Here is a 21,668-nt window from a genome sequence, read left to right on the forward strand (position 1 = left end):
ACACCTTTTGGTTTCATGTCAAGAAAGACTCTTTTTCACTGTTGAGAAATTCTCAACATTTTTTCAACAGGACAAACACCCTCTCACCATTCCTTCATAATATACTCACAAAGGCAATGAAAAATAGAAAATTCCCTCAATACGAAACTCTATCACTCCTATTGAGAGAAGCGCCTAACTTATCTCATCTGTACTTCGTCTCTCCTCCTTCCCTCGGGGACAATGCGCGAGATATGTAAAAATCAGAAGGAGTATGCCCGCCATTTGGGTAGGTAGTTATTTCTCTTCTCCTCAACATTTCCTTAGGAGCGAAATGACTACCTCCCCACTTTTTTAAACAAAATAAAAAGGAGATGAAAGCTATGTTCTATTGCATTAACTGTTCTGAAATTCACCATGAAAAACACCCGAATGATAAAGTTTTCAAAAACGGTTTTTATATTGATCCATTTTTAGGTGATCGTTATCACCTCGGTATGTGCACTGATGCTCAGGAGCATGAAACAGGAAAAGTTCTTTTAACGGAAAAGAAAACAGGCGCAACACAATCTATTATGAATATTTTACCGACACACGTTGTCCCAACATAAAGCATAAAAAAGAGCTGGCTCCCCAGCTCTTTTTTATGCTTTATAAACAATCATCGCTGAAAAACAATAAATTTGATTTTCATCATCGTTAATTGAAACACCAACTTGATACTTTATATCTACAAAATTTCCATCATCAATTTTTTTCAAAAATACATTTACAGCGTCTTCTAAGTCTTTTTCATGACTTTCATCAAACACTTTCACACGAATCATGTTAACACCATCCTAGATCGCAGCCCTCCGCCGCTTGTTTATTGCCACGGTGCGTATCTATGATGCGATAAAACTTTCCATCTTCATATATATATCCGTCTTCTAACACATATTGTTTATCTTCAGTATAGACATAAAACTTACCTATCATAAACTTACTCGTATATAATTCCAAATAATCTTGCCTAAATTTAGCTACAACTTTATTTGTAATATCAATTCTAATTGTGCGCCCCACCTTCTCTCCCTCCCTTGCAAAGAACGGATTTAGGTATATTGTATTAGCGATTTTATATTTTATGCTTAAAAATAAGTGGATATGCCCTCTTTCTGCGCCTGTACTATTTTTCTAAAAAAATTCCCCCTATTTATTCAACTTATAAGAGCAAAAAAACAAACAAAAAAACGACTTTTATATATTGACTACAGCATATCAGATGTGATATTATATAAAATTTGACATTTTTATCCTAGTATGTTATCATTAAAAGTAGTTACCACATACGGAGGTGGATGATTTGTTTCAAATTGGTGATAAAATCGTTTATCCAATGCACGGTGCAGGAATCATCGAAGCAATTGAAGAGAAAGAAATATTAGGCACTACGCGTCAATATTGTGTTATACGCATCATTAGTAAAGATATGCAAGTAATGCTTCCGATGAATCAATTACAAAAATCAGGTATACGTTATATCGTCGATAAAGGTACGTTAGATGGTATACTTCTTGAATTTCATCATGGGGAATCAGACCCCTCACTCTCTTGGAAACAAAGATATACAATGAATATGGAAAAAATGAAGAACGGCAATCTTCAAGATAGTGCAGAAGTTGTTCGTGATTTACTTCGTCGCAATAAAGAAAGAGCATTAAATGCGAGCGAAAAACAAATGCTAGATAATGCGCGTAAAATGGTTATTAGTGAAGTTGCGCTCGTACAGAATGTTTCAGAACATCAAGCAACAGAATTTCTTCAAGATACAATCAATCATTAATTTTAAAAATAGCCGACCGCTATTTTTTTTTTGCGTAAAAAAGGCCAAAGAGTTAAATCTCTTTGGCCTTTCATATTACCCACGCCCCGCTTGAAACGATGGATATAAAGTCATTCCACCATCTGCAAATAACGTAATTCCAGTTACGTAACTTGCCTCTGCTGAAGCAAGCCACGTTGCTACTGCTGCGATTTCTTCAGGTTTTCCAATGTACCCCATTGGAATCATACTTTCTACGTCGTCACGTTTTTTCGGGTCAGCAAATTTTTCAGCATTAATTGGCGTATTAATTGCACCAGGACCAATATTATTTACCCGAATACCTTTTGGTGCATATTCTAACGCTAACGTTTCTGTCATAAGCTTAATCCCTCCCTTACTAGCCGCATAATGCACAAATAATGGCCACGGGATTTTCTCATGAACACTAGACATATTAATAACCGAACCTTTAATATCGTGTTCCACAAAATATTTAATCGCTTCACGACTTCCTAAAAAAGCACCTGTTAAATTTGTATGAATTACTTTATTCCAATCCTCTAACGGCATTTCATGCGACGGTACCGCGTTTTCTATCCCTGCATTATTAATCATAACGTCGAGCGTACCAAACTCTTTCACAGCAGATTGAATGAGATTCACAACATCTGCCTCAACCGTCACATCACCTTTTACAGCAATCGCTTCTCCACCTACCTTTTTTATTTCTTCTAATACATCGTTCGCTTCTGACTCTCTTGAGCGATAGTTAATAACAACTTTCGCCTTCTCTTTAGCAAATCTTACTCCCATGGCTCTTCCAAGACCAGTTGCTGATCCTGTAATAACGACGACTTTCCCTTCTAAATCGCTATACATTTTAATACCTCCTTAACCTTTCGCAATCCCCAGCATAATTCCAGCTGCAATGATAAAAACGATACCAATAACAATCCCAATTAATTGACGCTTCGTTTTCCTTTCACCTAATATAAAAATCCCGCCAAGCGTCGAAATAATAATTCCCATTTGTGAAAGGGAAAAGCTTGTTGCGACCCCAACTCTTGGCTGTGAAATGAATAAAAACATATTCCCAGCTGCCCAAATCAATCCTGGAAGAATATTTCGAATCGCATATTTATTGAATGGATGATGTTTAAATGTGAGTAAAATCCCGCCTAATACCATACCGACCGCTTGTGGTAATAAAGCCGACCAACCGTTCACGTTAAATAACCGGATAACTACTACGTAAACTAAATAACCGACTGTTGAAATTAATAAAATAATAATTCCTTTTTTAAAATTTCCTGCTTGCTCTGCATTCTTCTCTTCTTTACTTTGAAGCGATGTTAAAATAACCCCGATAATAATACAAACGAGCGCCAAAACTCCAAGAACGACCGATATCGTCGTTGACCATTCATGAAACACGATAACCCCAAATAATGTTGTTGCGACTAATTGAAGCCCTGTTGAAATCGGCATCGTTCTAGAAACACCCATTAAATCAATACTTTTTAATTGATTCGCTTGACCAAGTGCCCAAAATAAGCCAGATACAATTCCAACTCCAATAACGGTCGGAGTTAATACCGGCTTCATAAAAATATAAACGACAATTGAGAAGATAAGTGCACCGAACGTTGTACCGAGCGTTTGACTATACGGTCCCCCACCCAGTTTCACGTTAAATAGCACAATACTCCCCCAAAATATAGCTGGTAAAATCGCTAAAAGTATATCCATCGCTCATTACCTTTCTCTACAAAATGTCATAGGTTATCGCTCTAAATCATTAGAGTGAGCTTTTATTTTTTCGTTTTTTCGTGCACAAATCTTTTCTACAATAGCACCAGAAACATTCTTTTCTCGCTCCACTTTCTTTATCTTTATGTGATCTAAATTGTCTTCCAAAGTAAGTGTAACTTTATCATTCGGTGGATTATGTGCCCCTTGAAATGTAAGAAATTGTATCGTAACTTCAAACCTAGGAACAAACTCATCTTTCTTGCCTAGACGCTTTATATTTGTAACTGAGTCACATTCATATTGATCTTCTGTCACTTGCCTTATAACCGAGTAATATCGATTCAGTAACGCACTTTCTAAAAGCTGTTCCGTCGATTCCTTTGCCAAAGAATTGCTTGGAGAAAAGAAAAAAACAGAACATATCATTGCAATCATTACACATATCTTTTTCATAACTTCCTCCTTTTCCTATAAGATAGTGTTCTCCAAAATGCCATAAAAAAACGACTTTCCCTATTTAGGAAAGTCGTTTTTCATAGCATAAATCCAATATTAACCACCACTCACTGGTGGTATTAGTGCAACTACATCACCAGTGTGTATCGTGTCATCTTCATTTGCGTACTCTTCATTAATCGCAACCATAATTGGCGCTGAAACTGGTACATTATATTCTTTCGCAACAATATCTTTTAACTCTGCAACAGTAATATCTTCTTTCTCTATTTGTAATTCACTCGTTCCTGCTTCTTCTTGCAAGTTCGCAAATAACAATACTCGAATCATATTTATAACTCCTTCCCAGGCTCTCCTGCTGGATATGGTGTTTTTTCTAATTGGTCACCAATCCATGAGTCACCATCTTCCCAAAACTCCTTTTTCCAAATTGGAACAATTTGCTTAATACGCTCCATAATATATTCATTCGCTTCATAAGCCTCTTTGCGATGAGGCGTTGATACAGCAACAACAACCGCTATATCAGAAATTTGCAGCGTGCCGATGCGATGCGTAATCGCAACATGTGTACCGGGCCACTTCTCCTTCACTTCTGACCCAATTTTCTGTAGCATCTTTTCTGCCATCGTCTTATAAGCTACATACTCTAAGTATAGTGTACGACGCCCTTTCGTAAACTCCCTAACTGTCCCGATAAATGTTGTAACAGCACCACATTCACGGCGAACTACTTTCTTTGTCACCTCTTCAATCGAGATTTCTGTATCAATTACTTCATAATACGTATTTATCATTTTGCACCCCTAGCCGTTTGTAAAAACCAGTCTATATACAATTTTTCTTCTGTTATATGAAATACTTTATATTCTTCTCGTACATTTGACGAAGCATCATACCACGTAATAACTGCCGCTATATTTTCTACTTTATGTAAAAGTTCAGCGTCTTCCGCAGAACGAAGTAACACTACTTTCGGATAGTTCTCAGCTTTATAGCCCTCTATTAAAATCGTATCTACTTCAAAAAATTCGTACAAGCGGATAATTTCTTGCAAGGACCATTCATCTCGCAAAGAGGACAAAGATAGTAATCCAGCACCTTCTACACTACTTACTACAGCACCAGCTTTTCGGTGTCTTTCACTATCTTTTTGCGCTACTTCAGGAAAGCCCCCGTGACCATGATGTTTAATTGTAGCAACCTTCATTTCTCTTTCAGCTAATGCATGTACCATCTTCTCTACAAGTGTTGTTTTCCCGCTATTTTGATACCCTACTATTTGTAAGATTGAAGAGGCTTTGCCCACGGCCAATCACTTCCCTCAGAGCATTCTAACAATAATACAGACACTTTCATTCCTGCTTCAAATCCTCTCGTTCCTCCAGGCAGCACGATAAAAGCATTTGCATCCGCAAGTGAAGAGACCGCACTCGATTTATCTAAACCGACTGGCATCGCTTGTAGTGCCCCATTAACAATACTCGCTTTCGCTCTTACAAAACGAGTAAACGGATTTGGTTTCGGAAAATCTTTTTGTAAAATAGCATCAGTTCTATATACGTGAGGCTCCTTCGCATGTAAATACGTTTTCATAATTGGGTGTACAAATAATTCGAAACCTACATAACAAGCTGACGGATTACCTGATAAACCGAAAAGTAACTTTCCATCAACTTCAGCTACTGTCGTTACACTTCCAGGTCTCATCGCTATTTTATTAAAGAGTACATTCGCCTGTAACCTTGCATAAATAGCCGGTAAGTAGTCGTAATCTCCTACTGAAACACCGCCCGTTGTAATTAAAATATCAACCTCGCCCATCGCTGATTTAACGGCTGTAAAACATGCATCTAACTCATCAGCAAGTTGTCCATAGTAACGCACTTTTCCGCCAGCTTTCATAATTTGAGCGGCAATCATGTAAGAGTTACTATTTCTAATTTTTCCTGGCTCTAACGCCTCATGCACTTCTAGTAATTCGCTGCCCGTCGTTACAATACCGACAACAGGCTGTTTTACAACTTTCACAGTGCTATATCCAAACGTCGCTAATAATGCGGCAACACCTGGATTGATTACAACACCTTTCTTAACGAGGACTTGATTTTGTTTTATATCTTCTCCTTTAAATGACACATTGTCACCGTTTTGGAAAGGACGTTTTAACTTCATATATGTACTTTCGTTCCTCTCGAATCCTTCCGTCAGTTCTAGCATTACGACTGCATTGCAATCTTCTGGAATAGCTGCTCCTGTCATAATACGAACCGCCTGAAAAGCCCCTACTTCTTCTGTAAAAACAGATCCTGCTCCGATCTCTCCTATTACTTCAAATTCAATCGGCTGCTCTTGACTCGCTTCCTTCGTGTCTTCTGCTCGAATTGCGAAACCATCGTAAGGAGAACGATCAAAGTGAGGAACGTCGTGATCTGAGACAACATCCTCTCCAAGAACCCTCCCATAACTTTCTGTAATAGAAACTTCTTCTACTTCACCATGCTTAGCATATTTCATAACCCGCTCTACAGCCTCAGCAACTTGAATCGGGATTCGTTTTTCTACCATTGTTTCTCACCTCATATTTGCAAAATATCTAATCTCGATTACACTTTATATATTAAATCGCAATTACTTCAAGGAGGAATTCCATGTCTTCATTCACACATTTCAACGACCAAGGGCGCGCTAAAATGGTTGATATAAGTGACAAAAAAATAACCGTTCGAACAGCAATAGCATGCTCTAGCATTCTCGTTACAAAAGAAATTTTTGATAAAATCTCACGCAACGAAATTGGTAAAGGTGACGTATTAGCCGTCGCACAAATCGCAGGTATTATGGCTGCAAAACGTACTTCTGATATTATCCCAATGTGCCATCCTTTATTATTAAAAGGTGTTGACGTCTCTTTCGATTGGAAACAGTCAGAAGAACAATATCGGCTACTTATTGAAGTAAAAGTTAAAACAGAAGGTAGTACCGGCGTTGAGATGGAAGCTTTAACAGCTGCTTCCGCTACCGCTCTTACTGTATATGACATGTGTAAAGCCGTTGATAAAGGTATGATTATTGGCGAAACGTACTTACTTGAAAAAACGGGCGGAAAAAATGGAGATTATATTAGAAATTCTTAATCCTACCTTTTCCATTTGAACCTAAAGGATTCCCCTTTAGGTTCAACCTATATATCTTGCATATAGTCGTTTCGCAACATTCATATCATTCGTACCATGAATAAACGCCCTGCCATCTGTAAATAAAACAAAACGATATTCTTCCACTGGAAATGATAATAAATACGGCGTTGCTTTTACATCCACACTTTTTTGTAAGCGCTTTTTAATTTCTTCTAAATTAAAACCCTGACGCACACCTGGACGGATTTGAACTGTATTTCGCCCACATAATACTTCTGTTTTCGTTTGTGCTTCAAATGTTAAACTCGGATATGTACGTAACTTTCCACAGGATAAACATGTATCCTTTTTCTGCCTATTCACTTTAAATGCCATCTGTTGATTATTCCAAAGATCAAATGATAGCATCGTTTCACGAAGTGCCTCAAAATCTTCTACTAATATTTTCAAGGCTTCCGTTATTTGATGTGCAACTACTAATTGCACTGCTGGCTGTATAATACCGGCCGTATCACATGTCGCTCCGCTCGCCGGATGTTCCATTAAACATCGAAAACACGGCGTTTTTCCTGGCAAGATTGTATAAGTTACTCCGTAACTTCCAACACATCCTCCGTATATCCATGGAACGTTATACATCTGGGATATATCATTAATAAGAAGGCGCGTTTCAAAATTGTCTGTCGCATCTAATATTAAATCTACACCTTTAATTAACTCTTCCATTTCTTGCACCGTTACATCAGTCACAACCGGTACAATTTCTACTTCGGAATTAATTGCCTTTAAATGTTCTGCTGCCGCTATCGCTTTCGGCTTATAATGCTTCGCATCTTCTTCTGTATATAATTGTTGCCTTTGTAAATTACTCCATTCTACATAATCACGATCCGCAATTGTAATTTTTCCAACACCTGCTCTAACAATTGCTTCTGCATTCGCTGCTCCGAGCGCACCAGCACCGATGACGAGCACGTGCTTCCCTCTTATTTTCCGTTGCCCTTCTTCCCCAACACCAGAAAATAACATTTGTCTTGAATATCGCTCTTGCATACGACATCCCCCTTTCTTATCCTCCTATATAAGACATTTCAATTTTCGGACGATTTTTCGCACTTTCTTCTGTCCGTTCATCTGAATATCGATCTTTTCTATTCTCCCATACATATTGTATAGCTTTTAATAACTCATTATCCGAAAGGTTTTCCCTGAGAAGTTTCCTTAAATCCATTCCTTCTGTCGCAAACAAGCAAGTATAAAACTTTCCATCTGCCGAAATTCTTGCTCTCGTACAAGAAGAACAAAATGACTCAGAAACGGAGGTAATAAAACCAACCTCTACATTCGTTCCAACGTATCGATACCGCTTCGCAACCTCACCAAAATAATGAGCTTCAGCTGGCTCAATTGGATACACCCCATGAATCATATCAATTAATTCTCGTTTCGTAATAACTTGATCAAAATTCCATCCATTCGTACTGCCAACATCCATAAACTCAATAAATCTAAGCGTGATTCCTTGTTCTTTAAAATACGTAGCAACCGGAAGTACTTGATGATCATTCATTCCTTTTTTCACAACCATATTTACTTTCACTTCAAGGCCTGCTTCTTTCGCTGCCATAATTCCTTTTAACACTGGCTTCGTATTCATATTCCGGCCATTAATTGCGCGGAACACATTATCATCTATCGCATCCAAACTAACATTTACTCGGTGTAACCCAGCTTCTTTTAACGCCTTCGCTTGCTTCGTTAAATGAATCGCATTTGTCGTTAATCCTATATCTACTAAACCGTCAATTTTCACGAGACGTTCGATAAGTTTTGTTAAGTCCTTACGGAGCAAGGGTTCGCCACCAGTAAGTCTAATTTTCCGTACACCGATGCTAACAAATACTTTTGCTAATCGCTCTATTTCATCAAATGTCAGTAAAAACTCATCTTTCAAAAAAGCATAATCAGGACCAAACACTTCCGCTGGCATACAATACGTACACCGTAAATTACAACGATCAATGACAGAGATGCGTAAATCTTGAAGTGGGCGTCCGAAAAAATCTTTAACCTTCTCCTGCATCGCCACTCTCCCTTTCTGCCAAATTTATACCTCTCTTCATTCTATTATAATATATTTTTGAACCGCGATGTTTTTGCTAAGGTGAATAAAGTGAAACTTTAATCAGTGGGGGTTTTGTCCATCCCCACTGATTATTAGCCCACAAATAGAGGGATAAAAAACCTTGAAACATAAAAGTTCCAAGGTTTTTTTGCTTATTAACTTAATCTAATAATAGTTAGAGTAGCTCCTGGCGTTGTCGTAGATAATGTAGCCACTGCAAGTAATCCAAATAACTGTAAACTAATAGCAGAGCCCGCAGCTAAATTACTAATAATTGTCGCATTAAATGAACCTGTAGCCACTGCCGGTGAATTTATTGTTCCTGCTAGCGGACTTCCATTTACAGTTATACGCGAACTTACAAGTAAAGCTGCCGTTATATTAATTGTGTAGGCTATATAATAATTACCTGCATTTGTAACGGTAAACACAGTATTTCCACCACTAACTGTTATTCCCGGTCCAATATTTTGATTGTTCGGTAATGGTATATTCGTACCGCCTAACAACACGGAAATAGCACTTCCTGAAGTATTATTTGCAAAGGAATACGTTGCAGTTGTACTAACTCCAGTCACCCCGGTCGCTCCTGTTGCTCCTGTTGCTCCCGTTGCTCCCGTTGCTCCCGTTGCTCCCGTTGCTCCCGTTGCTCCCGTTGCTCCCGTTGCTCCCGTTGCTCCCGTTGCTCCCGTTGGACCTTGGATTCCTTGTGAACCTGTCGCTCCTGTTGCTCCCGTTGGACCTTGAATTCCTTGTGAACCTGTCGCTCCTGTTGCTCCCGTTGGGCCTTGTGGGCCTGTTGGACCTGTGTCCCCGGTTGGGCCTTGTGGACCTTGTAAACCTTGCACACCTTGCGGACCTGTTGGACCTATTTCTCCTTGCACACCTTGTATTCCGGTTGGGCCTTGTGGACCAGTCGGACCTTGCACTCCTTGTATCCCTTGAATTCCCTGTGGGCCTTGTGCTCCGGTTGCACCTGTTGCCCCTTGTATCCCTTGTGGGCCTTGACCTCCTTGGATTCCTTGAGGACCTGTTGGACCTTGGATTCCTTGCGGGCCTTGAATTCCTTGCGGCCCTTGATCTCCCGTTGCTCCCGTTATACCTTGGATCCCTTGTGGACCTTGAACACCTTGCGGACCGGTTGGGCCTATGTCTCCTTGTACTCCTTGTATTCCTTGTGGACCCTGCAGCCCCGTTGCTCCTGTTGCACCAGTTACTCCAGTTGCTCCGGTCACACCCGTCGACCCTGTTGCTCCCGTATCGCCTACTCCTCCCGTTACACCTGTCGCTCCTGTCGGACCAGGTGGTCCACCGGATGGACCTGTCAATCCCGTCGGACCTGATGGACCTGTTGGGCCAGTCGGTCCAGCTGGGCCTCCTGATGGACCCGTTACACCTGATGGACCCGTTACTCCAGTTGCCCCTGTAGTCCCTTCCCCTGTCGCCCCTGTTGTACCCGTATCTCCAGTTACTCCTGTCGGCCCTTGGATTCCTTGAATTCCTTGTGGGCCTTGCACTCCTTGCGCACCCGTCGGTCCTTGAATTCCTTGGATACCTTGAACTCCCTGTGGACCCATTGGACCTGTTGGACCTATATCACCTTGAGTACCTTGCACTCCTTGCGGGCCCTCTGGACCTGTTGCTCCTATATTCCCTTGAACACCTTGAACTCCAGTTGCTCCTTGTGCTCCGGTTGCTCCTGTTATACCTTGAATCCCTTGTATTCCCTGAATTCCTTGTGGACCTTCTGGACCTGTTACTCCTATTGGTCCTTGAATTCCTTGTATTCCTTGTGGGCCCTCTGGACCTGTTGCTCCAGCTGGCCCTGGCACTCCTTGTATTCCTTGCGGACCCTGAAGTCCTTCTGGGCCTTCTGGGCCTGTTGGTCCTATATCACCCATTGGCCCTTGAATTCCTTGGACTCCTTGTGAACCTGTGTCTCCGGTTGGACCAGGTACCCCTTGTATTCCTTGTGGGCCTTGATCTCCTGTTGCTCCTGTTATACCTTGAGGTCCTATGGCCCCTTGTATACCTTGCGGACCTTGATCTCCAGTTGCCCCCGTTATCCCTTGAATTCCCTGAACCCCTTGGATTCCTTGTTCACCAGTTACTCCTGTCGGACCAGGAATACCTTGAATACCTTGCGGACCTTCTGGACCCGTTGGTCCAATTGGCCCTTGAACCCCTTGGATTCCTTGCAGGCCCTGTGCTCCTGTTTCTCCTGTACTTCCAGTCGAACCTGTATTTCCAGTCACTCCCGCACTTCCAGTTACTCCAGTATTTCCAGTCGCTCCCGTCGCACCTGTACTTCCACTCGGTCCACCTCCTGGCCCTGTCGCACCAGTTGCTCCAGTCGGACCTGGAGGTCCTCCAGATGGGCCGGTTATCCCTGTTGGACCTGTTATTCCAGTCGGACCACTAATCCCCTGACCAGTCACTCCTGTTGCTCCCGTATTTCCACTCGGTCCTTGTGGGCCTTGTATCCCTTGAGCTCCTTGTATTCCTTGTGAACCTGTTGCACCCGGTACCCCTTGCACTCCTTGAATTCCTTGAGGTCCCTCTGGCCCGGTAGCTCCAATCGGCCCCTGTAATCCCTGTATCCCCTGTATACCTTGTGCCCCAGTCGCTCCGGTCGGACCAATCGGACCTTGTAACCCTTGCACTCCTTGAGGTCCTGTCGCTCCAGTTTCTCCCTGTGGTCCCCTTAATCCTTGTGGTCCCTGCTGTCCTTCTGGTCCTGTTGCACCCATTTGTCCAGCTGGTCCTTGAATCCCTTGCACTCCTTGAGGTCCTGTCGGGCCCATCTCCCCCATCGGACCTTGAAATCCCCTTGGTCCTTGTGGGCCGGTCGGGCCTTGTGGACCGGTTGGACCAGTAATCCCAATGCCAGTAAATCCCGTTGGAACGGGAGGAAAGGTAGGTCCAATAAGATTCGGTGAAATTCTGAAATTAGAGTTTAATGAATTTTGTCTATCGCGCTCTTTCACACTTTCACCACCTACACACCATCTTTTTTACTTTAAACAAACCTCTTCTTCTTAATATGTATTTACAAAAACAATCTCAAAGACTATTTTTATTTTAAATAATAAAAACTCCCTTAATTCCTTAAGGGAGTCCCGCAATTGAATCCATATTATCTGTATTCGGGACAGCTTGCGCTATACCCGATGCATTTACACTTTGCCCCATATTTGTTCCTGTTAAAGTACCAGCAGGGGTACCTCGTGTATAGGTTGTCGTCACCGAATCTCCCGGTTGTAAACACAGCTTCGTCTCCGTCCCTATTACTGTAACAACATCAATCCAAGTGCAACCCGTTGAACCACTATACGATTTCGTAGCAGTAAATGAAGTATCACTCAAATTGTCACCTGTAAATATATTCCCAGTATTATTAACGATAATAAATTCTTTAATACGTGCAGGCATACTTACACTCTACCTTTCCTTTATGCACCTAATGTACGTGTACTCGTCGCTAATGGCGGAAGAAACACTGATGTTCTAATCACAGCTTCTGGCTGTCGTTTCCCATTTAAAAACACAGCCGCACTCGATCCTCCAGCACCAGCATATATTTTTGCCACAGCTAAAGGTGAGATATCATAACAGTCGCCGACATTAACAGCTCCTGTATTATTAATAATTTTTACTTTACGCATGTTAATTCCCATTTCCCCTCCCCCTTTTGTATACTGTATGCAAAAGAAAAAAACTTGAAACAGACTCGTTTCAAGTTTTTGCAGCTACTTATTTAGTTTCGCCTTCATATTGAAGCATACCGCCAACCATATTCACTGTTTTAAATCCTTGCTCATTTAAATAATGGCATACATTTTCACTACGCATTCCCGAACGGCAAATAAAGATATATTCATTCTCTTTCTCAAAGAAATCCACTTTATTTGGAATATCGCCCATTTTAATATGTACAGCTTCTGGAATTTTCCCTGCCGCTACTTCTTCATCTTCCCTTACATCTACTAAAAATAATGTTTCTCCATTTTCTAAACGCTCTTGCACTTCTTCTGTAGTAATTGTTTTTACTTCTGTCATATGTAGTCCCTCCTTATATACAATAAAACCTTCAGTTTCTTCTTTAAACAATCATTTCTCATCAATTTTAGCACGCGAAGGAAGGAACGCAAAGAATGGAACATTTATTTCTCAATTTTCCAGCAAAACTTATTCTTTACAAACATAACTGACGCATTGTATCCTCAATATACTTGTTTGATGAAAGGAGCCAGTTAAAATGACACTTTTTCTTTTCATTATGGGCATCATTTTCTTAGTTTTTGCAGTTATTGCTCTTAGTATGAAAAATAATAAAAAGATAAAATCCCCTCAAGAAATGTCATTCTTATTTCTATTACTTAGTATAGCTTTCTTCGGTTTATCAGTCGCTTCATATATTTTCCGTCTGCAAATCATGTAAAAAAAGGTGCCTACTATAAATCATGCACCTTTCCACATTAATTATTTCCTACACAAAACTAGATACTTTCCGATTTAAAAACTCGTAAACTTTCTTTTCAAACAAATGAACATCTAATGCCCCAGCCATATGCCCATTTATACTTTCTATCTCATATACTTCTGCGTACTTCCCTTGCTTTTGCAAAATGTCTACCATTTTATAATTATAACGAGGTGGCTGAAGTAAATCTTGTTTGCACGGAATCATGAGTACATTCGCTTCTATATTAGAAAGAGCCTCTTCTAAAGAAGAAAATCCATGCGCAATATCATGTAATAAGACTGCTTTCGCAGTGTACATCCACGAATTTGCATCTACTAAATCTATACTTTTGCATGTCACTTTATTAATCTCTTTCTCAAATGATGTTAATGCAGAAAATTCCTGATAAGGTGCCATTTCTATACTGTTCCGCGGGAATGCCGTTTCATAAAAATGTTCATCAAACGCATTCATAAACATCATTCGATTTGCTAAATGAAGACCCTTCGTTGGCTGCTCTTCTCCATACTTTCCACCTTTCCAGTTTGGATCAAGCTGAATTGCTTCAATCGCATTTTGCGCTACATTTCCCGACGTTATAATTGGATTTTGTGGATTCGTAATAACTCCAATCACTCGCTCTACCATATGAGGATAGTGAACAGCCCATTGCTGCGCAATCATCCCACCTGCCGACGGTCCCATTACAGCATGTAGCCTAGCAATCCCCATATCTTTTATTAACTCATATTGCATACGTGCTACATCTAAAAATGTGAAAACTGGAAAATCCATCGCATACTCAAAACCAGTCATCGGATTTATCGATTTTGGTCCCGTTGTAATTACGTAGGGATTCTTCACCTGTACATTACAAAGGTTATCAGTGCATATAACGAAATATTTATTTGTATCAATTGCTTTTCCAGGTCCAATTAATCCATCCCACCAACCAGCTTCCTCATCATGCTCTGTATATTTTCCTGCCGCATGACTTGTTGCACTAAAATAGTGACAAACCAAAATCGCATTTGATCTTTCTCTATTTAAAGTGCCATACGTCTCATACCCCATTTGAACAGGAATTTCCCTACCATTTTCAAACACAAACTCTTTTAAAACAAACTTCTCCTTTTTTACAATTTGCACAGACTCGCCTTCTTCCCGTCATTTTATGAACTGCTTACTAAAGGATTTTTTCTATGCAAGCCAATCTCCTCCTTCTTTTCATAAACAAATGAATAATATACAAAATTAGCCACAAAATAGCACTATATTACAAAATCAAAGAGGGAATATATATGATTTGGAATTGGTTACGTAAGAAAAAAAAATCAAATACAGCAGATAGAAAAGAGACAGATGATACGAAGCAACAGTCTAACGATCAAAAGGGCAATAACCAAAAGCAAACTAGAAGCATGAAACATAACCAAGATAAGAATAGCCAGCAAAAAAATGTAGAACAAACTGAAGGTTCTTCTCAAAACAAACAGCAGCAATCTACACAAGAGGATTCTTCTCAAAGCAAACAGCAGCAATCTACACAAGAGGATTCTTCTCAAAACAAGCAGCAACAGTCTACACAAGAGGATTCTTCTCAAGACAAACAGCAGCAATCTACACAAGAAGATTCTTCTCAAGACAAACAGCAACCAGCTGCACAAAAGAATCCTTCTCAAGACAAACAGCAACCGGCTGCACAAAAGAATCCTTCTCAAGACAAACAGCAACCGGCTGCACAAAAGAATCCTTCTCAAAGCGCTGGAAGTAACAGCATTTATGACTTTAGCAAACCAGAAAAGGACCATATTCACTCTCTACAAGACTTAATAGCAAAACTAAAGCAGTCTAGTGATTTTGTTAATTATCATACATCTGATGATGAAACGATGCCTTATTGGATTTCTTACTATCGTCCATCACTTGATGGGGAAAAACTACAAAAGTATTTAATGCCTACTCTTTTGGAACGATCTTGCTCTTCACTCGAAGAGCTAAAAGAACATATTCCAATGAGTGGTATAACGATTACGAACGACTTACAAAAAATTGAGGACATGGTTTTAAAGGGACATGCGATTATTCAATTGCACCAGCAAGATCAAAAATGTATGCTTGCAAACATTGCAATTGATACTTACCGGGCACCAAGCCCTCCATTAAATGAATCAACAGTTATCGGTCCCCAAGAAGGTTTTGTAGAAGCTATTGATACAAATATTAATTTAGTCCGTAAACGCCTTCCAGTATTAGAACTGCAGACAAAAGAAATAATAATTGGCTCCTTTTCGAAAACAAAGGTTGTAATAATGTATTTAGACAACCTTGCAGAAAAAGATAATGTGGATTTTCTCGAAGAATCATTGCAAGCTCTTGAATACGATCAAATTAATGATAGTGCTTATCTTCAAGAATTAATGGGAGAAAAGTCAATTTTTCCATTATATATAAATACAGAACGAACTGATAGAGTGACAAAGGCACTTATTGATGGAAAAATTGCAATTTTTGTTGACGGTTCACCAAACGTTCTACTAACTCCTGTCTCATATTTCGATTTCTTTATTTCACCAGAAGACTATAACGTCTCTTGGCTGTACGCTACATTTTCAAGGATTTTACGACTTATCGCGGTTCTTTTCTCAATTTGTGCAGCCCCATTATATGTTGCCGTTTTAAATTATCATTACGAACTCATTCCAAGCGATTTGCTTGAAACATTGATTTTATCAAGAGCACAAGTACCATTCCCACCTTTAATTGAAGCACTCTTTTTGGAATTAGTTATTGATTTATTAAGAGAAGCTGGGGCTAGGTTACCGATGAAAGTAGGACAAACACTCGGCATTGTAGGTGGTATCGTAATTGGACAAGCATCCGTTCAAGCTGGGTTAACGAGTAACATTTTATTAATTATCGTTGCCTTATCAGCGTTAGCTTCCTTTATTACACCCATTTATAAAATGGGTAACGCCGTTCGTTTACTACGTTTCCCATTTCTCGCCTTTGCAGAAATAGGTGGTCTATTTGGTATCTCTCTTGGATTTATCTTTTTATTTACCCATCTTTTTAGACTAACTTCTTTACGTAAACCGTACGCACTTTTTTATCCAACACGCCAACAATCAGCAAAGGACTCTTGGATTCGCTTTCCATTAACGATGATTGATACAAGGGATGTACAAGCTAGACCACAGCATGTTAAGAAATCAGCAAACGGAATTTCAACAAAACATACATCTGATTTTGATGATTAAGAAATGAGGTGCATCGATGAGTAAAATTAAAGCAGAACACCAAATATCACCCGTCTTCGTTTTCTTTTTAATTCACGGTGCACAATTCGGTGCCGGCGTTCTTGGGTTTGCCCGTATTATTGCTAAGGCTGCTGGATATGACGGTTGGATAGGAGTTTTCATCACAGGAATCATCATTCATATTCTCCTATGGATGATGTATTTCTTGTTAAAAGAAACAAACGGAAATTTAATTGATTTACAAAGACAAACATTTGGAAAATGGCTAGGAAACGGTATTAACCTCATTTTTATGGCGTATTTTTTAACTGTTAGTATTTCCGTTATTCGAACATATGTAGAAATTATTCAAGTATGGATGTTTCCTTCTGCTTCGATTTGGATGCTAACAACTTTTCTATGCTTAGTCGGTTATTATATTATCTCATCTGGTTTTCGTGTTATTACTGGTATCTGTGTCATTTCTATCGGCGGGACACTCGGATATCTTTTCATTAGCCTTTTTATCCTAAAATACACTCACTGGTCTAATTTACTCCCTGTATTTTCACATTCGCTTTCAGACATTTTAAAAGCAGCTCAATTATCAATCTATACTATGAGCGGATTTGAAATTTTTCTTATGATTTATCCATTTGTAAAAGAGTCTAAGAAATCTCATAAATTTGCACAATACGGTGTGCTATTCTCTAATCTTTTATATTTATTTAGTACCCTCTTAGCTTTTACATTCTTTAGCGAAAAACAATTATCCAAAACAATTTGGGCCCAGCTCTCTATGACTCAAGTTATCCAACTTCCTTTCATAGAAAGGCTAGAGTACATTGCAATCTCAGCTTACGCTCTCGTTATTGTTACAAGCTTCATTCTTCCTTTATGGGCTGCGACAAGAGGAACACACGAAATATTTCGTGTAAAACAAAGAGGTGTTTTAATTACTTTTTTGCTCATTACCCTCATTGTTTCACAACTTTTAACAAACAGACATGATATTAATGACTTTATTAGTAATGCATCAAGGGTTAGTTTTTGGCTTATTTACATATACATCCCAATTCTATTTATTATTGTGTGGGTGAAAAGAAAATGGAAAAAATCAAAAGAAAATTAATGCTTCTTTCTTGTATCAGCGTCCTTAGTCTAACTGGTTGCTTACAAAAAAATATTATCGATGATGTCAACCTAATTCAAGGGACTGTTTTTGATACAGCAAAAGATAATAAAGTAAAAGTCACATTCGTTTGTCCTATACAGAAAAAAGGTAATAAAGTTCAAGTCTTTGAAGGAGTAGGAAACGCAGTAAAACAAGTAAAAGCGGATACTTCTTTAGAATCCTCTCAACCGTTTGCAAGTGGACAAATGCGTTTTGCTTTATTTACTACAAGAATTGCTAAAAAAGGATTGTCAACTTCCTTTGACACATTAATTCGTGATGTGAACATCGGGAACTCAATGTATGTCGGTCTATTAGAAGGAACTGGAATGGACTTACTAAAAGGTAAATATACAACATCATCTAACGTTGCCATTTATATAAAGAAAATGTTAGACCATAATATGCAAACAGGCCCTTTACCTACTGACAATCTACATTTAGGAGCTTATCGATATTATCGTGAAGGCCAAGATTCCTATTTACCAATTCTCAAAAAAGATAAAGATAAAATAAAAATTACTGGCATCGGCCTTTTAAAAGGAGATAAATATATTGGCAAAATTAGTTATCACGATATGTTCGCCTTTAAAGGTTTATTGGAAAAACATCGCTTAGATTCACATGAATTTAAAGCAAACTCAGGATACACAATCATTAATAATATTCGATCCGTCCCAACTTACCAAGTAAGTATTAAAGATGGTAAACCATCATTTTTCATACACGTCAAACTAGAAGCACGTATTCAAGAACTATCTAAACAGTTCAACTTAGAAAATAAAAAGAACACAAAAAAAATAGAAAAATCAGTTGAAAAACAATTAGGTGCAACGGCTAACAAATTAATTAAACAGTTTAAATCTTTAAATGTGGATCCACTCGGTCTCGGCGCAAGGTATAAAGAACATTACCGTCCATTCAAATTAGAAGAGTGGCGAAGAATGTATAAAGATGTTCCTATTAAGGTGAAATACACTGTCAATATTACAAATTCTGGTGTAATTGAATAAGTTAATGATTGAACTCCCCTCTCTGGCATGGTACAACGGAGAGGGGAGTTTTTATTTTTAAATAGAGAAAAGGGATATTTACGGGGGAGCTTATGTCTAAAAAATTAGTAAAACCTATTTTAAATGGTATTTTATTTCTCGGCGTCTTTTTATTTGCTCATACATACTTAAAAAATGTTTCTTTCACACGTTATTTACTTGTAGTTATACCAATGCTACTCATCGGAATGTTTGGCATCGATCTTATTTTATCCGTTTTAATTAAGAAAGAAGAATAACGAGCGAACATCTTATTTCTCATAAGATGTTCTTTTTATTTAATAACTACCTTATGTTACAATAAAATTCGGCATAACGTAAGAAAGGATGAAACAACATGACAAACGAAAAAGGTTTAGATAAAGGATACGAACTTGTTGCAAAAATGCATGAAGAATTCGGACATCCTGTGACAAGTACTCCAACAAAACTAACAGAAGAGCGTGCAAAAATTCGTGCTAGCTTTATGCAAGAAGAGCTAGAAGAATTTCTAGAAGCAACAACTGTTGAAGATCAATATGATGCACTTATTGACCTTATTTACTTTGCATTCGGAACGTTTGCAGAAATGGGCGTACGTCCAGATAAAGGATTCGAAATTGTAAACAATGCTAACATGGCAAAACTATTCCCTGATGGAAAGCCTCGATTCCGCGAGGGCGACGGCAAAATTATGAAACCAGAAGGATGGCAAGCACCGGAACCACAACTTCGTGCGGAAATCGAACGCCAACGTCAAGAGGCAGAAAAAAACTGCTAGGATCTCCTAGCAGTTTTTTATTATGTCTTTTTTCCTTTGGTCTATTAATGACCCACGTGTCCCGCGTGTCCTGCTGCTCCTGCAGTACCAGCTGCTGCTCCTGCTGCCGTCCCTGCTCCAATTCCACCTGCCCAAGGCTGTTGTTGTTGCTGATACTGTTGGTATTGTTGTTGACCCTGATGCTGTTGTTGACCTTGATGATGCTGTTGGCCTTGATGATGATGTTGACCTTGATGATGCTGTTGGCCTTGATGATGCTGTTGGCCTTGATGATGGTGTTGGCCTTGGTGATGGTGTTGACCTTGGTGATGATGTTGACCTTGGTGATGGTGTTGACCTTGGTGATGATGTTGGCCTTGGTGATGGTGTTGGCCTTGGTGATGATGTTGACCTTGATGAGTTTGATAAAGGACAGCCTGCGGGTGAATTTGATGATGACCTTGGTGATGTACTTGTTGCTGATGGTGGCCGTGGTGTTGATGATGACCGTGGTGTTGATGCTGGCCTTGGTGACCATGATGACCATGGTGTTGATGCTGGCCTTGGTGACCATGATGATGTGTTTGATAAAGGACAGCCTGCGGATGAATTTGATGATGACCGTGATGACCGTGATGCTCATGATGTACATGCTGACCGTGATGACCGTGATGCTCATGATGACCATGAACACCTTGAGGGAAGCCGCCGATTCCACCAGCTACAACACCAACGCCAGGTACAGGAAATCCTGTTTGTACGCCTCCAACGAAAGATGGGAATGTAGTTGGCATACCTACAGGAACTCCACCCTGTGCTCCCCCTACAAATGTTGGAAAGCCTGTTTGTGCTCCGGCTACCGACGTTGGAAATCCTCCCATTCCCCCCGGAAAACCTGTTTGTGCTCCAGTTACTGATGTTGGAAACCCTCCCATTCCCCCTGGAAAGCCTGTTTGTGCTCCAGCTACTGATGTTGAAAATCCTCCCATTCCCCCTGGAAAGCCTCCTCCTGCTCCTCCCATCCACATTGGGATTTCTCCATATCCTTGCTGTCCAGCGCCCCCCATTAACATCATCTGTGCATAACCGTCTTCCTCACCTACCATAAAGCCATGCGGTGCATTATTATCCATTCCTTTCATTACTTTCACCTCTTCTTCTCATTTAGCCTACCTTTTTTATCATATTTTCTATAGAAGAATAGGTGTTTGTCTATATGGGAATTCCGCGCTTTTTTATTTGTTCTCCATTCGTGTTAAAAACAATTAACTGATTATTCATTCTAAAAGGAGGGCGTTGTATTGATGATCATAACAAATGCTGAAATAACTGATTTAGATTCAATCGGAGATATAGATATCGACGTGATTGGAAATGATAATAGACGAAATTATATTAAACACGCTATTGATGAAGGAAACTGCATAATTGCAAAAGAGGACAATTCCATTTTTGGTTTTCTAACATACGATACAAATTTCTTTGGTCATACTTTCCTCTCATTAATCATTGTTTCGCCAACGAAAAGAAGACAAGGTCATGCAAGCTCATTAATCTCATATATGTTAAGACATTCTCCTACTCAAAAAATATTTTCTTCAACGAACAAATCGAATACAAATATGCAAAAAGTTTTTAAAGCAAATGGATTTATGCGTAGTGGAATGATCGAAAACTTAGATGAAGGTGATCCTGAGCTTATTTTTCACACAAAAAAGCTCAGAGCATAAACGCCCTGAG

The 21,668-nt window shown here is 39.5% G+C and carries 27 protein-coding genes; 10 read left to right on the forward strand and 17 right to left on the reverse strand.

Features of this window, described 5'->3' with window-relative positions:
• Positions 1-362: 362 nt before the first annotated feature.
• Complete coding sequence (locus AC1DS7_RS16300) at positions 363-590, forward strand: DUF3973 domain-containing protein (RefSeq protein ID WP_016102936.1); 228 nt, start codon at positions 363-365, stop codon at positions 588-590.
• 33 nt (positions 591-623) lie between these two features.
• Here the strand turns inward: AC1DS7_RS16300 and AC1DS7_RS16305 are convergent, their stop codons facing one another.
• Complete coding sequence (locus AC1DS7_RS16305; protein ID WP_000621746.1) at positions 624-806, reverse strand: sporulation protein Cse60; 183 nt, start codon at positions 804-806, stop codon at positions 624-626.
• A gap of 1 nt (position 807) precedes the next feature.
• Positions 808-1,044: a DUF2553 family protein gene (locus AC1DS7_RS16310; protein WP_002089059.1), complete on the reverse strand. Its 237-nt coding sequence runs from the start codon at positions 1,042-1,044 to the stop codon at positions 808-810.
• 280 nt (positions 1,045-1,324) lie between these two features.
• Between AC1DS7_RS16310 and AC1DS7_RS16315 the strand changes: the two genes are divergently transcribed.
• Positions 1,325-1,804, forward strand: coding sequence for a CarD family transcriptional regulator (locus tag AC1DS7_RS16315; protein WP_002089061.1), 480 nt, complete (start codon positions 1,325-1,327; stop codon positions 1,802-1,804).
• Positions 1,805-1,879: 75 nt separating this feature from the next.
• Here AC1DS7_RS16315 and AC1DS7_RS16320 read toward each other — a convergent pair whose 3' ends face one another.
• The 7 genes from AC1DS7_RS16320 to AC1DS7_RS16350 all read right to left on the reverse strand — a co-directional run bounded on the left by AC1DS7_RS16320 (position 1,880) and on the right by AC1DS7_RS16350 (position 6,562).
• Positions 1,880-2,665: a glucose 1-dehydrogenase gene (locus tag AC1DS7_RS16320; RefSeq protein WP_002015659.1), complete on the reverse strand. Its 786-nt coding sequence runs from the start codon at positions 2,663-2,665 to the stop codon at positions 1,880-1,882.
• Positions 2,666-2,677: 12 nt separating this feature from the next.
• On the reverse strand, positions 2,678-3,535 hold the full coding sequence (glcU, locus tag AC1DS7_RS16325; protein WP_002129475.1) for a glucose uptake protein GlcU: 858 nt from the start codon (positions 3,533-3,535) through the stop codon (positions 2,678-2,680).
• 33 nt (positions 3,536-3,568) lie between these two features.
• On the reverse strand, positions 3,569-3,991 hold the full coding sequence (locus AC1DS7_RS16330) for a DUF3888 domain-containing protein (RefSeq protein ID WP_002089063.1): 423 nt from the start codon (positions 3,989-3,991) through the stop codon (positions 3,569-3,571).
• A gap of 99 nt (positions 3,992-4,090) precedes the next feature.
• Positions 4,091-4,324, reverse strand: a complete 234-nt coding sequence (gene moaD / locus AC1DS7_RS16335) for a molybdopterin converting factor subunit 1 (protein WP_002015653.1) — start codon at positions 4,322-4,324, stop codon at positions 4,091-4,093.
• Between the two features lie 2 nt (positions 4,325-4,326).
• Positions 4,327-4,791 carry a molybdopterin synthase catalytic subunit MoaE gene (moaE, locus tag AC1DS7_RS16340; protein WP_002129479.1) on the reverse strand — a complete coding sequence of 155 codons (465 nt, stop codon included), beginning with the start codon at positions 4,789-4,791 and terminating at the stop codon, positions 4,327-4,329.
• Entirely contained in the window at positions 4,788-5,309 is a 522-nt protein-coding gene (gene mobB, locus AC1DS7_RS16345) for a molybdopterin-guanine dinucleotide biosynthesis protein B (RefSeq protein ID WP_002143449.1), read from the reverse strand. The genes moaE and mobB overlap by 4 nt, the downstream gene beginning before the upstream one ends.
• Positions 5,273-6,562: a molybdopterin molybdotransferase MoeA gene (locus AC1DS7_RS16350; protein WP_002143450.1), complete on the reverse strand. Its 1,290-nt coding sequence runs from the start codon at positions 6,560-6,562 to the stop codon at positions 5,273-5,275. Before AC1DS7_RS16350 ends, mobB begins: the two co-directional genes overlap by 37 nt.
• Before the next feature lie 83 nt (positions 6,563-6,645).
• On the opposite strand from AC1DS7_RS16350, the gene moaC reads away from it, so the two are divergent.
• The gene (moaC, locus tag AC1DS7_RS16355) at positions 6,646-7,131 is read left to right on the forward strand and encodes a cyclic pyranopterin monophosphate synthase MoaC (protein ID WP_002129484.1); all 486 of its coding nucleotides are present in this window, start codon (positions 6,646-6,648) and stop codon (positions 7,129-7,131) included.
• 42 nt (positions 7,132-7,173) lie between these two features.
• Here the strand turns inward: moaC and AC1DS7_RS16360 are convergent, their stop codons facing one another.
• The 6 genes from AC1DS7_RS16360 to AC1DS7_RS16385 form a co-directional block, all read right to left on the reverse strand.
• The gene (locus AC1DS7_RS16360) at positions 7,174-8,187 is read right to left on the reverse strand and encodes a molybdopterin-synthase adenylyltransferase MoeB (RefSeq protein WP_002067678.1); all 1,014 of its coding nucleotides are present in this window, start codon (positions 8,185-8,187) and stop codon (positions 7,174-7,176) included.
• Positions 8,188-8,203: 16 nt separating this feature from the next.
• Positions 8,204-9,217 (reverse strand): GTP 3',8-cyclase MoaA, encoded by a 1,014-nt coding sequence (moaA, locus tag AC1DS7_RS16365; RefSeq protein WP_002138702.1) that lies wholly within the window; start codon positions 9,215-9,217, stop codon positions 8,204-8,206.
• A gap of 197 nt (positions 9,218-9,414) precedes the next feature.
• Complete coding sequence (locus tag AC1DS7_RS16370; RefSeq protein WP_476999112.1) at positions 9,415-12,246, reverse strand: BclA-related collagen-like exosporium protein; 2,832 nt, start codon at positions 12,244-12,246, stop codon at positions 9,415-9,417.
• A gap of 121 nt (positions 12,247-12,367) precedes the next feature.
• Positions 12,368-12,691 (reverse strand): hypothetical protein, encoded by a 324-nt coding sequence (locus AC1DS7_RS16375; RefSeq protein ID WP_002143452.1) that lies wholly within the window; start codon positions 12,689-12,691, stop codon positions 12,368-12,370.
• Between the two features lie 20 nt (positions 12,692-12,711).
• Positions 12,712-12,936 (reverse strand): spore germination protein, encoded by a 225-nt coding sequence (locus tag AC1DS7_RS16380; RefSeq protein ID WP_000512595.1) that lies wholly within the window; start codon positions 12,934-12,936, stop codon positions 12,712-12,714.
• A gap of 76 nt (positions 12,937-13,012) precedes the next feature.
• Positions 13,013-13,318 carry a rhodanese-like domain-containing protein gene (locus AC1DS7_RS16385; protein WP_000141214.1) on the reverse strand — a complete coding sequence of 102 codons (306 nt, stop codon included), beginning with the start codon at positions 13,316-13,318 and terminating at the stop codon, positions 13,013-13,015.
• Positions 13,319-13,517: 199 nt separating this feature from the next.
• On the opposite strand from AC1DS7_RS16385, the gene AC1DS7_RS16390 reads away from it, so the two are divergent.
• Positions 13,518-13,700: a hypothetical protein gene (locus tag AC1DS7_RS16390; RefSeq protein WP_002015640.1), complete on the forward strand. Its 183-nt coding sequence runs from the start codon at positions 13,518-13,520 to the stop codon at positions 13,698-13,700.
• 48 nt (positions 13,701-13,748) lie between these two features.
• On the opposite strand, the gene AC1DS7_RS16395 is transcribed toward AC1DS7_RS16390, so the two are convergent.
• A complete protein-coding gene (locus AC1DS7_RS16395; RefSeq protein WP_002143455.1) occupies positions 13,749-14,873 on the reverse strand; it encodes a homoserine O-acetyltransferase family protein in 1,125 nt (374 codons plus the stop codon).
• A gap of 152 nt (positions 14,874-15,025) precedes the next feature.
• On the opposite strand from AC1DS7_RS16395, the gene AC1DS7_RS16400 reads away from it, so the two are divergent.
• The 5 genes from AC1DS7_RS16400 to AC1DS7_RS16420 all read left to right on the forward strand — a co-directional run bounded on the left by AC1DS7_RS16400 (position 15,026) and on the right by AC1DS7_RS16420 (position 19,949).
• Positions 15,026-16,984, forward strand: coding sequence for a spore germination protein (locus AC1DS7_RS16400; RefSeq protein ID WP_002143456.1), 1,959 nt, complete (start codon positions 15,026-15,028; stop codon positions 16,982-16,984).
• Between the two features lie 16 nt (positions 16,985-17,000).
• Entirely contained in the window at positions 17,001-18,095 is a 1,095-nt protein-coding gene (locus AC1DS7_RS16405; protein ID WP_002143458.1) for a spore germination protein, read from the forward strand.
• Complete coding sequence (locus tag AC1DS7_RS16410; protein WP_012261854.1) at positions 18,071-19,150, forward strand: Ger(x)C family spore germination protein; 1,080 nt, start codon at positions 18,071-18,073, stop codon at positions 19,148-19,150. The genes AC1DS7_RS16405 and AC1DS7_RS16410 overlap by 25 nt, the downstream gene beginning before the upstream one ends.
• Positions 19,151-19,242: 92 nt before the next feature.
• Positions 19,243-19,428: a hypothetical protein gene (locus AC1DS7_RS16415; protein WP_002129504.1), complete on the forward strand. Its 186-nt coding sequence runs from the start codon at positions 19,243-19,245 to the stop codon at positions 19,426-19,428.
• Between the two features lie 98 nt (positions 19,429-19,526).
• Complete coding sequence (locus AC1DS7_RS16420) at positions 19,527-19,949, forward strand: pyrophosphohydrolase domain-containing protein (protein WP_002034433.1); 423 nt, start codon at positions 19,527-19,529, stop codon at positions 19,947-19,949.
• Positions 19,950-19,993: 44 nt separating this feature from the next.
• Here AC1DS7_RS16420 and AC1DS7_RS16425 read toward each other — a convergent pair whose 3' ends face one another.
• Complete coding sequence (locus tag AC1DS7_RS16425) at positions 19,994-21,070, reverse strand: VrrB protein (RefSeq protein ID WP_215588537.1); 1,077 nt, start codon at positions 21,068-21,070, stop codon at positions 19,994-19,996.
• A gap of 162 nt (positions 21,071-21,232) precedes the next feature.
• Here AC1DS7_RS16425 and AC1DS7_RS16430 point away from each other — a divergent pair, with 162 nt between their 5' ends.
• The gene (locus AC1DS7_RS16430; protein WP_215589130.1) at positions 21,233-21,658 is read left to right on the forward strand and encodes a GNAT family N-acetyltransferase; all 426 of its coding nucleotides are present in this window, start codon (positions 21,233-21,235) and stop codon (positions 21,656-21,658) included.
• Positions 21,659-21,668 lie beyond the last annotated feature (10 nt).

It is taken from the genome of Bacillus sp. P4_E1, assembly GCF_056401715.1.